Genomic DNA, 12,897 nt, shown 5'->3' on the forward strand with positions numbered 1-12,897 from the left:
CTCAGCCCGAGCCCAGGGTGCGGATCGCCTGGTCGCGCTCGAAGAGGTAGAGCAGCTGGCGTAACGCTGGGCCGCGTGCGCCGGCGAGGTCGGAATCGCGCTCGATGATCAGCCGAGCTTCGTCACCGGCGATGGCAAGGAGCTCGGCGTGGTGTGCGAGATCGGCAAGGTGGAAGGCCGGCAGGCCGCTCTGACGCACGCCCAGCAGCTCTCCCGCGCCGCGCAGCCGCAAATCCTCCTCGGCGATACGAAAGCCATCGTCGGTCTCGCGCAGGACGGCGAGACGCGCTCGCGCGGCATCGCTGATCGGCGCCGCATAAAGGAGAATGCAGGTCGACGGTGCGTCGCCCCGCCCCACCCGGCCGCGGAGCTGGTGAAGCTGGGCAAGGCCGAAACGCTCGGCGTGCTCGATGACCATCAGCGTCGCCGCCGGCACGTCGACACCGACCTCGATCACCGTCGTCGCCACCAGTACGCTGGCGTCGCCGTCGCGGAACGCACGCATGGCGGCCTCGCGCTCCGCCGTCTTCATCCGTCCGTGCACCAGGGCGGTGCGGCCGGGAAAGACGCTGGCGAGGTGGGCGTGCCGATCCTCGGCGGCGGCGAGATCGAGCGTTTCGGAGTCCTCGACCAGCGGACAGACCCAGTAGACCTTGGCGCCCGCCGACAATATCCGCCCGATTCCCTCGACGACGTCATCGAGGCGATGGTTGGGCAGAACACGGGTATCGATCGGCCGGCGACCCGGCGGCTTCCCCTCGATCCGCGAAACGTCGAGGTCGCCATATACGGTCATCGTCAAAGTGCGCGGGATGGGTGTCGCCGACATCACCAGCACGTCGACGCCGCCACCCTTGCCGGCGATGGCGAGACGCTGCTCGACGCCGAAGCGATGCTGCTCGTCGATTACCGCCAGCCCGAGATCATCGAACGCCACCGCGTCCTGAAGCAGGGCGTGGGTGCCGACGGCAATGGCGATCTCACCGCCGGCGAGTCCCGCCATTGTCGCCCGGCGTGCCGCCTCCTTTTCCCGGCCGGTGAGCAGCGCGGTGCGCACGCCCACCGCCTCGGCGAGGCGGGCGATGATGGCGAAATGCTGGCGGGCAAGCAGCTCGGTCGGCGCCAGCAACGCCGCCTGTGCTCCGCTTTCAATCACCTGCAGCATTGCCAGCAGCGCAACGACGGTCTTACCGCTGCCAACATCGCCTTGTAGCAGGCGAAGCATGCGCGCCGGCCGGGCGAGATCGGCGCGGATGTCCGTCAACGCCGCCCGCTGAGCGCTGGTGAGTTCAAATCCGAGCTGCGCTTCGATGCAGGCGGCAAGGTGCCCGTCTCCCGGGTGGGCCTTCCCGGGCTTACGCCGCATCTGCCGGCGGACGATCGCGAGGGCGAGTTGGTTGGCTAGCAACTCGTCATAGGCGAGCCGTGCCCGGGCCGGTGCCGTCGCCTCGACGTCAGCCTCGTCTTGCGGCGCGTGCGCGCAGACGACCGCCTCGTGCCACGCCGGCCAGCCGCGACGTGCGAGAAAGGCAGGATCGAGCCATTCGTCCAGCACCGGCGCCCGTTCCAATGCGGCCCGCACCACTTTCGCCAGCACCTTGCCACCAAGACCCGCGGTCAGCGGATAGACCGGCTCGAACGCCGGCAACGTATCGGCGGCGGCTTCCTCGACGATGTAGTCCGGATGAACCATTTGCAGCGTATCGCCGAAGCGCTCGACGGCGCCGCTGACCAGGCGGATCTCTCCCGCTGGAAGCGTTCGTGCGAGATAGTCCCCACGAGCGTTGAAGAAAACGAGGACAAGCTCACCGCTGGCATCGGCGGTAAGCACCCGGTAGGGATGACGCCGGTTGCGCGGCGGGGCGTGCTCGATGACCTTGACCCGCACGCTCGCCGTCTGCCCGGCGGTAACGGCAGCGATGCACGGCGACAGGCGGCGATCGACCAGCCCGTGCGGCAGATGCCACAGCAGATCGACGATACGGGGACCGGCGAGGCGCCCCAACGATTTCGCCAGAGTCGGCCCGACACCGGCAAGTGAATCGACAGCGGCGAACAGGGGATAAAGGATGGGCGGGCGCATCGGACGACGAGAGCGCTGACAGAACCGGGATCGGCGGTTATATGCTAGCCGCCCGCAGCAACGGAGGCCAATGGTGAGCGAAGAGGACGACAACCGGCGCAAGCGCGTGGCCTTCCGGTGCCACCATACCGGCATGCGCGAGAACGACCTTCTGTTCGGCGCGTTCGTCGACCGGCATCTGCATGAACTCAGCGATGCGGACGTCGACTGGCTGGAACGGCTGGTGATGGAGCACGACGACCTCGACCTTAACAACTGGATGACCGGGCGCGCGCCGGTTCCGGTTGAACTCGATCATCCGGTCATGCGCGCGCTCAAGAGCTTTAAGTTTACAGTCTAACTCCTTGACCTTCCCTGCCGAGATTCTTTCGCGCCGCGGGCGCTTCGCCATTGCCGGCGCCCCAGCGGGTGATGACGCGCTCATCATCGCCGAACTCGCGCGCCGCGCCGGGCGCTGTCTGTGCGTCGTCGTCGCCGACGATGTGAGGCTTACTCAGCTCGCCGAGGCTCTCGCCTTCTTTGCCCCGGACCTCGACCGGCTGGAATTCCCGGCCTGGGACTGCCTGCCGTACGACCGCGTATCGCCCAATCCCTCGATCGCCGCCCGACGGATCGAAACACTGGCGCGGCTGGGCGGCGGCGCGGCGGGACTTCCAGGGATTCTCCTGACCACTGCCGCGGCGGCGCTGCAGCGGGTACTGCCGGCGGACGAGATCACATCGCGCGTCATCACATTAGGCAAGGGCGAGCGGCGCGATCTTGGCGATCTGGTTCAACGCCTGTCGCGGCTCGGGTTCACCCGGGTGGAGACCGTCGCCGACCGCGGCGACTTCGCCGTGCGCGGCGGTATCATCGACCTCTTTCCGCCGCGAACCCCCGATCCGCTGCGCCTCGATTTCTTTGGCGACGAGATCGACGGCATCCGCGCCTTCGATGTCGCCAGCCAGCGGACCTTATCGCACGTCGATCGCTGCAGCCTGCTGCCGATCAGTGAAGTCGTGCTCGACGATGCGACGATCACCCAGTTCCGCGTCGCCTACCGGGCGCTCGCCGGCGCCGGCGGCAGCACGGCGGTCGCCAGCGATCCGCTTTACGCGGCGGTGTCCGCCGGCCAACGCTACCAGGGCCTCGAGCACTGGCTGCCGCTGTTCTATCCCCGGCTGGTGCCGCTGTTCGACTATCTCGCAGGCGCGCCCGTCGTCCTCGACTATCAGGCGGACGAGGCGGGCGAGGCGCGACAGGCGATGATCACCGAGTACTATGCCGCCCGCCGCGAGCTTGCCGCCGGTCGCTTCGCCGGCACCGCCGCGCCCTACCATCCGGTGCCGGAGACGAGCCTGTTTCTCGATGCCGCCGGATGGGAGGAGGCACTGGCACAACGGCCGACGGCGGTGCTCAGTCCCTTCGTCGCGCCCGACGACCCCGACGGCGCCATCGACGCCGGCGGGCGCATCGGCGCCGACTTCAGCGAGGCGCGGTTGCGCGCCGATCTGAATGTTTACGACGAGGTGGCGGCGCGCATCGCCCTACACCGTCGCCAGGGCCGGCGAGTGCTGATCGCCGCCGTCTCCCGCGGCTCGCGCGACCGCCTGGCGACCGTCCTGCGCGAGCACAAGATCGCTGGCGGCAAGGCCGTTGGCAGCTGGGCGGAGGCCGCCGCGCTGCCGACCAAGGCGGTCGCGCTCGCCGTCCTCGCCCTCGATCGCGGGTTCGTCACCCGTGAGCTCGCGGTGATCGCCGAGCAGGACATTCTCGGCGATAAGATGATCCGCCGCGGCGCGCGACGGGCGCGGGCCGAGAACTTCCTGATGGAAGCCTCCTCGCTGGCACCGGGCGATCTTGTCGTCCATGTCGATCACGGCATCGGACGCTACGACGCCCTCGAGGCGATCGCGGTCGACGGCGCGCCGCACGACTGCCTGCGCATCCTCTATGCCGAAGGCGCGCGTCTTTACCTGCCGGTCGAGAACATCGAAATGATCGGACGCTTCGGCGCCGAGAGCGAGGGCATCGGCCTCGACCGCCTGGGCGGTGCCGCCTGGCAGGCGCGCAAGGCGAAGATGGCCGAGCGCCTGCGCGAGATGGCGGGCGAGCTGATCCGCATCGCCGCGGCGCGGGCGGTGCGCGAGGCCCCGCCGATGACGGCTCCCGAGGGCCTGTTCGACGAATTCTGCGCCCGCTTCCCTTATAGCGAGACCGACGATCAGGCCAGCGCGATCAATGAGACCCTCGCCGACCTTGGCTCCGGCAAACCGACCGACCGGCTGATTTGTGGCGACGTTGGCTTCGGCAAGACCGAAGTCGCGTTGCGCGCCGCTTTCGTCACCGCCATCGACGGCCGCCAGGTCGCGGTCGTCGTGCCGACCACCCTGCTCTGCCGCCAGCACTACCGCACCTTCGCCGAGCGCTTTCGTGGCTTTCCGATCAACGTCGCCGAGCTTTCCCGCCTGGTGAGCGCTCGCGACGCCAAGCTGGTCAAGGCCGGTCTCGTCGACGGGACCACCGATATCGTCATCGGCACCCATGCCCTCGTCGCCAAGGACATCCGCTTTCGCGACCTTGGCCTTCTGATCATCGACGAGGAGCAGCACTTCGGCGTCGCTCACAAGGAGCGGCTGAAGAAGCTCAAGAGCGACGTGCACGTGCTGACCCTTTCGGCGACACCGATCCCGCGTACCTTGCAGATGGCGCTGTCGGGGGTACGCGAGATGAGCCTGATCGCCACACCGCCGGTCGATCGCCTCGCCGTGCGCACCTTCGTGCTCGAGTTCGATCCGGTGGTGATCCGCGAGGCGATCTTGCGCGAAAAGGCGCGTGGCGGTCAGACCTTCTACGTCTGCCCGCGCATCGAGGACCTCGACGCGCTGCGCGACACCCTGGCCAAGCTCGTCCCCGAGGTCTCGGTGATCATGGCCCACGGACGGATGGCGGCGCGCGAGCTTGAGGCGGCGGTGGGCGCGTTCTACGAGCGCCGGGGTGACGTGCTGCTCTCGACCAACATCATCGAATCCGGCCTCGATCTGCCCAGCGTCAATACCATCGTCCTGCACCGGGCCGATATGTTCGGGCTCGCCGGGCTCTACCAGCTGCGGGGGCGGGTCGGTCGCGGCAAGCTACGCGCCTACGCCTACCTCACCCTGCCGCCGCGCCGCAAGCTCACCCGCACCGCCGAAAAGCGCTTATCCGTGATGCAGGCCCTCGACGCACTCGGCGCCGGCTTCACCATCGCCAGCCACGATCTCGATATCCGCGGCGCCGGAAACCTGCTCGGCGACGAGCAGACCGGGCACATCAAGGAAGTAGGCATCGAGCTCTACCAGCAAATGCTCGAGGACGCCGTCAACGAGGCGCGCGCCGGCGGCGGTGTGGCGGTTCAGGCGCACGACTGGAGCCCGCAGATCTCGCTTGGCCTCGGCGTGCTGATTCCCGAAGCCTATGTCCCCGACCTCGGCGTGCGCCTCGGCCTCTACCGCCGGGTGGGCGATCTCGCTGACCGCGCGGCGATCGACGCGTTTGCCGCCGAACTCGTCGACCGCTTCGGCTCGCTCCCAGAAGAGGTGAGCAATCTTCTCGAAGTTGTTGCGATTAAACAGTTCTGCCGCACGGCCCACATCGAGCGTATCGAGGCCGGACCCAAGGGCGCGGTCATCGCCTTTCGCAACAACGCCTTTCCCAACCCGCCGACGCTGGTCTCCTATATCGCCCGCCACGGCACCGCCTTCAAGCTGCGCCCCGACCAGCGCCTCGTTTTCCGCCGCGACTGGGAAACCGCCACCGACCGCCTCGAAGGCGTTCGCGACCTCTGCCGCGCGCTGGCCAAGCTCGCCGCGACCAAGGCGCCTTGAGCCTTGCGTCCGCTTCAATCGCTTTCCCCGATGCTCATGTACTAGTTTAGATATATATCATAACTAGTTGATTTTTATTATATAATCGTCACTAGATTTGCACAAATCGCCATCTGTCATTATGCCGCCGGACAGGAACGCCCGCGATTGCTGAGCAAGCCGCGCAGCCCGGCAGACGGAGCGGCGGCTTGAAGTAAGCCCCTTGTGAGGTATTGTTCGCAGCGGCACGAGGCCCGACCCACGAGCTCTGGATCGCAAGACGTATTTGGCTCTCAGGCAATGCGTCCGGCGTACCCTCTCTTCCGGAGGAGGCGCCTGGGCCAGACGAACGGGCTGGCAGTGACAAGACGGCATCCCATGTACTGCGGTAAACCGTTTGGGTGCGACGACAGACCAATCATCGCAGTCCTGCGTGCGGCGAAGGAGCAGAGCGTCATCATCGATCTGCGCGCGTGCTGATCGCGGGACAAACCGATTTCTCTGAGGAGGCTATGATGGTGCAGACCGCAACGCAAAGCTCCGATTCTCCTGAGGCCGTTGCCGCGGCAATCGCCGACAGCCATGCCACGGCCGTCGAGTTCCCGACCATGCTCATGGCGCAGGACGCGCCCGTCGGATCAATCGCCCAGCGGATGGTGGATGGCCTTTTCGACAAGCCGTTCCTCGTCAGCGAAATCGCCCGCTTCACCGGCGTGAGCGTCGATATTCCCGCGCAGCCCGGAAAGATTCTCGCCGTCATCCCGCAGCACGGTTATTGGTGCTCCGAACTGACGCTGACCGATCAGGTCTTCCGCGCCGCCGGGTACGATGTGGATTACGTCACCCCGCGGGGGGAACGGCCGTTCGCGTTCGGCGTGAGCCTCGATACCACTTTCCGCGATCAAGCATGGAACGCCCCCCAGGTATCGACGGGCGAAGCGGCGTTGGGCGCGCGCTACAACGACCGGACGACGACCGAGGGGCAGCGGCTGAACGCGCCGCGCAATCTCGACGCGTGGCTGCCAGCGACGCCGCGACCGCAGCATGGGGAGGCCTCCCGGGAGCCGTTCCGGCGCACGTTGTTTGAGGGTCTGCGCGACGCCACGCAGTACGCGGGTATGTTTATCGTCGGCGGCGCCGGTGCCTATATGGACCTTGGCGGCAACACCTCGGTGCGTCCGTTGATCGCGCTGCTCGCCGCACTGGGGCGGCCGGTGGCGGCGATCTGCTACGGCGTGCAGGTCCTCATCCAGGCGACGGACCCGAGAACGAAAGTCCCGCTCGTCTGGGGCCGGGTGGCAACCGGCCATTCCGAGCAGGACGACTATACCGACGGAACCACCGATGTTCCCAGCGAGGGGGGCTATGGTCCCAACTACGGCTCGGCCCCGATTACCCTCGAGCAGATGATCAAGCAGTACACCGGACCGCAGGGGGGCTTCATCTCCCGCAACGGCAGTCCGTACATGGCGGTAGCGGATGGCCCCTTCATTACCGCGCGCACGACGCCCGACGGTTATCCGGCGGCTCTGCTCGCCATGGCGCGCCTTCATGGGGCAAGTCAGTTGCCGGCGCGGTACGTGATCGACGCGGACGGCCGGGGTCATCAGCCGGGCGCTGCGGAGATTCGCCACGGCGGCGCATGACCAGGCGGCGCGGCGTCTGCCGCGCCCTTTGCCAAACACGCCGGCGGCCGAACGCCGCCGGCCACCGGCGTGCCGGTCTTGGGCCGGCAGGCCGGTGACGAGCGCCAGACCCGACGGTTGCAAGTGGACCTAAGCGCAAACCTCGCTCAACGGGATGCCCAGCGCGTCGGCCACGCCTTTGCCATAGGCCGGATCGGCTTTCAGGCAATGGCCAATGTGGCGGACCTGGATCTCCCGCGGTGCCTCGCCGATCGAGCGGGCGGTGTTCTCGAATAGCACCTGCTGCTGCGCCGGAGACATCAACCGGAACAGCATGCCTGGCTGCGAGAAGTAGTCGCTGTCCTCGCGGTGGTTCCAGTGATCGGCTGCCCCTTCGAGGCTTAACGGCGGCTCGCGATAGTCCGGCTGCTGCTGCCACTCACCGTAGCTGTTCGGCTCGTAGGCGAGCGTGCTGCCGTGGTTGCCATCCACCCGCATCTGCCCGTCGCGGTGATAGCTGTGCACCGGGCAGCGGGGTGCGTTCACCGGGATCAAATGGTGGTTGACCCCGAGCCGGTAGCGCTGCGCGTCGCCATAGGAGAACAGCCGGCCCTGCAGCATCTTGTCCGGCGAGAAGCCGACGCCGGGCGGCACGTTGGCCGGATTGAAGGCAGACTGCTCGACCTCGGCGAAGAAGTTCTCCGGATTGCGGTTCAGCTCCATCACCCCGACATCCATCAATGGATAGTCCTTGTGCGGCCAGATCTTGGTCAGATCGAATGGATGATAGGGGACCGTCGCGGCATCAGCCTCCGGCATGATCTGCACTTTGAGCGTCCACTTCGGAGCGTCGCCCCGCTCGATGCTCTCATAGAGATCACGCTGATGGCTTTCCCGGTCCTTGCCGATGATGGCTTCGGCTTCCACGTCACTCAAATTGCGGATGCCCTGCTGCGTCTTGAAGTGGAATTTCACCCAGAAACGCTCGTTCGCAGCATTGATGAAGCTGAAGGTATGACTGCCGAAGCCGTGCATGTGGCGGTAGGTCGCGGGAATGCCGCGATCGCTCATGACGATGGTGACCTGGTGCAGGGCTTCCGGCAGTGAGGTCCAGAAGTCCCAGTTGTTCTTGGCGCTGCGCAGGTTGGTGCGCGGGTCGCGCTTGACCGCGTGGTTGAGGTCGGGGAACTTCAGCGGGTCGCGCATGAAGAACACCGGCGTGTTGTTGCCGACGAGATCCCAGTTGCCTTCCTCGGTGTAGAACTTGACCGCGAAGCCGCGGATGTCGCGTTCGGCATCGGCGGCGCCGCGCTCGCCAGCAACCGTGGTGAAGCGGGCGAACAACTCGGTCGTCTTGCCGACCTCCGAGAAGATTTTGGCCCGCGTATAGCGCGTGATGTCGTGGGTGACGGTGAAGGTGCCGTAGGCGCCGGAGCCCTTGGCATGCATGCGCCGCTCCGGGATCACCTCGCGGTCGAAGTGGGCGAGCTTTTCCAGAAACCAGATGTCCTGCAGCAGTTGCGGACCGCGCGGCCCGGCCGTCATCACGTTCTGGTTGTCGGGCACGGGAACGCCCGCGTTGGTGGTCAGTTTCTTGCTCATCTTTGCTCATCCCCTCATCAAGCCGGTGCGGTCCGTCTGTCTCGCGCCGGCAAACGCCAGCTTCGCCGGCCGATCGGGCGCACGCATGACGACAACCGTGCAGCCGCACGACGACCGTGCGGCGTCTTCAGCAGCCACTATTCCGCAAAGCGGGTTTTGATGGAAATCGATTGTTCGAATTTGATCGATTGATGGCGCCTATCGACACCTTACGCCGCCTCGACCTCCGGCGGCAGGGCACCACGGATGAGCGCGGCAAGAAGCTCCAGATCGCCGCTCTTCGGATAGGCCCGTCGCCAGACGAGGCCGATGCGACGTGACGTGCCATTGGCGAGCGGACGCACCGCGAAGCCCTGGTTTGCGGTGCAGGCGACAGACAATGCCGGAAGCAGGGTTACGCCCATGCCGGCCGCGACCATCTGGCGCAGTGTCTCCAGGCTGGTCGCACGGAAGTCGGCGCCGTCCTCGCTGAGCGCAGTCTCGCGCTGTCCACAGACGGCGAGCGCCTGGTCACGCAGGCAGTGGCCGTCGGTGAGCAGGAGCAGTTGCTGGCTGTGCAAATCGGCGTCCTGGACCGTGTCGGTGCGGGCCAGCGGATGATCGTGCGGGCAGGCAAAGAAGAACGGCTCGTCGAACAGTGGGCAGGCTGCGAGATCGGGTGCCGTCGGCAGGGCGATGAGCGCGGTATCGATCCGATGCGAACGCACGCTGTCAAGCAGCGCATCGGTCAGGTCCTCATGGAGAATCAGCCGCAGATCGGGATACGTCCGTTTTAAAAGTGGCAGCAGCCACGGCAGCAGATAGGGCCCGAGCGTGGGGATTACACCCAAGGTCAGCGGCCCGGCGAGCGGTGCCGTCGTGTTGCGCGAGAGGTCGACGAGTGCGTCGGCCTCGGCGAGCACCCGGCGGGCCTGATCGACGATCTTCCGGCCGATGGGCGTCACATGCAGCGCCTTGTTCGTTCGCTCAAACAGGACGATGCCAAGATCGTCCTCGAACTTTTTCAACTGGGTACTCAACGTCGGCTGACTGACATGACAGGCTGCGGCGGCGTGGCCGAAGTGGCCATAATCGGCCAGAGCAACAAGATAGCGCAGTTCCCGGAGAGTCATGATCCGATCGATAGCTAAAATCAATCATTATCGCTGAGACGATCAATGTGATTGAATAACAGCCACCGCGCAAGCGCCGACGTCAATGTCATGCGCTCGCGGTAAGCAAACGCCGCGCCTCGCGCTCACCCGCCAATGCCATCAGATGGCGGATATCAGCGCGATTGGCGGCGGCGAAGCGGCGTTCGGGCAGGCTGTGCCTCTGTTTCGCCACCGGCCTCACTAGTGCCTCGCCTTCCCCCGTGATTGGAAAAAGCGCACCGACCGCCTCGAAGGCGTCCGTCACCTCTGCTACGTTCTCCTACTCTCGCCCGGTCGTAAGGCTGCTCCCGGCTGCCTGTCTCGCCCGCATTGTTCGCGAATGAAACACCCCGCCAAACCGGCGATTCCGGGCGATACTACTGCTCGTTCACGTAGTAGTTGAAGATCCCTGAATACCCGGTGCCGAACGAAGGGATAACGCAGCTGAAATACCAGTTCTGCGTGGAGGTTCCCAGGCCGGCCTGTGCAGGAAAATTGAGGTACTGGGGCGACGGGCTGTTTCCCGTGTTCGACCGCGATGTGCACCCACCCTGAACGCTGGTCCCCCGATATGCGTCGTTGCACAGCGAGCAGGTAATATTGTCTGTCGAATTTCGATCGATCACGTCGACGCGCGCCGAGAGAATGCCCGTGGGTGGCCGCTTTCAATGATCACAGCTGACCGTTTTCAATGATCATGTGCACGGTATCATTTCGCTGTTGCCGGTCGAACTGATCCTGCAGGTCGAATCCAGCGCCGGCTTCGCCATGGTATTCGCGCTGCTGCTGGCTGGCATCCTGTGGAACCTCGGCACTGGGTACCTGGGGCTGCCGGCCTCGAGCTCGCACACGCTGATTGGCTCGATCATCGGTGTCGGCCTCGCCAATCAGCTCATGCACAGCGGCGGTGGCACGTCGGGGGTCGACTGGGCGCAAGCGACCAAGGTCGGCTGGAAGCGGATTGTCATCACCGTCGGCGAGAAGATCGGCAAGCAGCACCTGACCTAAGGCCAGGGCGCATCGGCCGAGCTCGTGGCGATGTCGACGATTGCCGCCGCCGACATGTACGGTCTCCCGGTGTCGACCACCCACGTCCTGTCGTCAGGCGTCGCCGGGACCATGGCGGCAAACGGCCCGGGATTGCAGTGGTCGACGGTGCGTAACCTGGCGATGGCCTGAGTGCTGACCCTGCCGGCGGCGGTCACCCTTGCCGGTGTGCTGTATTGGACCTTCTCCCAGCTTTTGTAATCGCTTCTGCTACATGCTGACTGAAGCTAGCGCGGCGGATGAGCCGCGGAGTTCCGGCGAGGCTTCCGCGTTCAGGCGAGCTGGCGCAGACCCTGAACGAAGGAAGACAAGCTGCCGGTGCGCATCGGCACGAAGGCGGTGGCGCGCTGGCGGCAGACGCGCTTGGCGCGCAGGCAGGCCTCGTGGCTGACGCAGTCGACCGGGCAGAACACCGCGTCACCCTGGCCAAGCAGCGCGTCGAGGCGGGCGCTCTGTTCCTCGAGGCCGCCGTCGTGGTGCAGGAAGGTGCCTCCGAAGCGCTCGACCAGGGCGCGCAGGTGAGGGATGAGGCAGCCACGACCACCGACGTAGACGATCCGGCGGCCGCCGAGGTCGATCCGCGCGTCGTCCCCCCCCTCGCCTTCACCCTCGCTCCCGTCGCTGGCCGCACCGCCACCCACGACGAGCGGGGCAATCTGCTGGCGCAGCAGGCGTTCCATCGCCTCGCATTCGGCGCTGGCGGCGCGGAACATCTGATCGATGCCCGCCAGGCGCTGATCGTAACGGGCGGTATCGGCGGTCAATGCCGCGATGCTGGCCCGCTGCGCGGAGATGATGCCCTCGGAGTCGTGCAGCTCGCTGCGTGCCGCGTCCAGTTCCGCGCGCAAGGCGCGCGCCGACTCGCCGGACTCGTGCGCGGCAAGCTGGGCTTCGAGTCCGTGTACCCGCGCCTCCAGCGATCCCACCGCCGCGACACGCGCGGCGAGTTCGCGCAGCTCGGCGGCATGCTGATCGACCAGCCGCCGCGCATCGCGCTCCTGTTCGGCGCAGCGACGCTTGGCCGCCGCCAACTGCTCGATCAGTGCGTCGCGCTCGCTCTCCAATGCCACGAGGCGGCGGATATCGGCGCGATTGGCGGCACCGACGAGGTGCGAGAGCATGTGCACCTGGCCGAAGGCACGCATCGATAGATCCTCGCTGGTCGCGGGATGGGTGAGTACCGCCCAATAAGGTCCGGGAACGTCACTATCCTGCAGGCTCGCCTCCCAAAGCGCCGCCACGTCGTCGCTGGCGCTCAGCGCGGCGAAACGGCGGAGTGAGGCGGCGTAGCGCCGTTCGAGCACTTTATGCATCTGCTTCGCCACCGGCCCTGGCTGGCCGGCCCAGACGACAAAGCTGCCATGGATCTGAAAGTCGCGGGCGGCTTTCAGCGGCTCGATGGCCAGCCGGCGCTCGATCCGGTGCAGGTCGCCCAGGGTCAGACACGTGCCGATCACCGAGCACAGCAGCCGCGGATCGATTTCCCACAACTTGCGCCGACGACCGTCCGGAGCGGCGGCGACGGTCGCGATGCCGGCGTCCTCGCTAGACCCACACATCGCCTTTCTCCCTTCACATTATCG

8 protein-coding genes and 1 pseudogene are annotated in these 12,897 nt (G+C 66.3%); 4 read left to right on the top strand and 5 right to left on the bottom strand.

Translation table 11 applies throughout. The features are described 5' to 3' along the window. Position 1: 1 nt before the first annotated feature. Positions 2-2,083: an ATP-dependent DNA helicase RecG gene (recG, locus tag IPK66_10965; GenBank protein MBK8175755.1), complete on the bottom strand. Its 2,082-nt coding sequence runs from the start codon at positions 2,081-2,083 to the stop codon at positions 2-4. 73 nt (positions 2,084-2,156) lie between these two features. Between recG and IPK66_10970 the strand changes: the two genes are divergently transcribed. From IPK66_10970 to IPK66_10980, 3 genes are all read left to right on the top strand, one after another. Then, entirely contained in the window at positions 2,157-2,423 is a 267-nt protein-coding gene (locus tag IPK66_10970; protein ID MBK8175756.1) for a succinate dehydrogenase assembly factor 2, read from the top strand. 4 nt (positions 2,424-2,427) lie between these two features. Further along, positions 2,428-5,928: a transcription-repair coupling factor gene (mfd, locus tag IPK66_10975; protein MBK8175757.1), complete on the top strand. Its 3,501-nt coding sequence runs from the start codon at positions 2,428-2,430 to the stop codon at positions 5,926-5,928. 494 nt (positions 5,929-6,422) lie between these two features. Further along, positions 6,423-7,553: a hypothetical protein gene (locus IPK66_10980; protein ID MBK8175758.1), complete on the top strand. Its 1,131-nt coding sequence runs from the start codon at positions 6,423-6,425 to the stop codon at positions 7,551-7,553. Between the two features lie 129 nt (positions 7,554-7,682). Here the strand turns inward: IPK66_10980 and IPK66_10985 are convergent, their stop codons facing one another. The 3 genes from IPK66_10985 to IPK66_10995 form a co-directional block, all read right to left on the bottom strand. Then, positions 7,683-9,134, bottom strand: coding sequence for a catalase (locus IPK66_10985; protein MBK8175759.1), 1,452 nt, complete (start codon positions 9,132-9,134; stop codon positions 7,683-7,685). A 209-nt stretch (positions 9,135-9,343) separates the two neighbouring features. Then, entirely contained in the window at positions 9,344-10,246 is a 903-nt protein-coding gene (locus tag IPK66_10990) for a LysR family transcriptional regulator (GenBank protein ID MBK8175760.1), read from the bottom strand. An 88-nt stretch (positions 10,247-10,334) separates the two neighbouring features. After that, positions 10,335-10,532, bottom strand: coding sequence for a hypothetical protein (locus IPK66_10995; protein MBK8175761.1), 198 nt, complete (start codon positions 10,530-10,532; stop codon positions 10,335-10,337). A gap of 440 nt (positions 10,533-10,972) precedes the next feature. Here IPK66_10995 and IPK66_11000 point away from each other — a divergent pair. Further along, a pseudogene (locus IPK66_11000) lies at positions 10,973-11,446 on the top strand (inorganic phosphate transporter). Between the two features lie 140 nt (positions 11,447-11,586). On the opposite strand, the gene IPK66_11005 reads toward IPK66_11000, so the two are convergent. Further along, positions 11,587-12,873: a DUF2325 domain-containing protein gene (locus IPK66_11005; protein ID MBK8175762.1), complete on the bottom strand. Its 1,287-nt coding sequence runs from the start codon at positions 12,871-12,873 to the stop codon at positions 11,587-11,589. Between the last annotated feature and the right edge of the window lie 24 nt (positions 12,874-12,897).

Source organism: Rhodospirillales bacterium, from assembly GCA_016712595.1.
GTDB lineage: Bacteria > Pseudomonadota > Alphaproteobacteria > Rhodospirillales > Defluviicoccaceae > Defluviicoccus.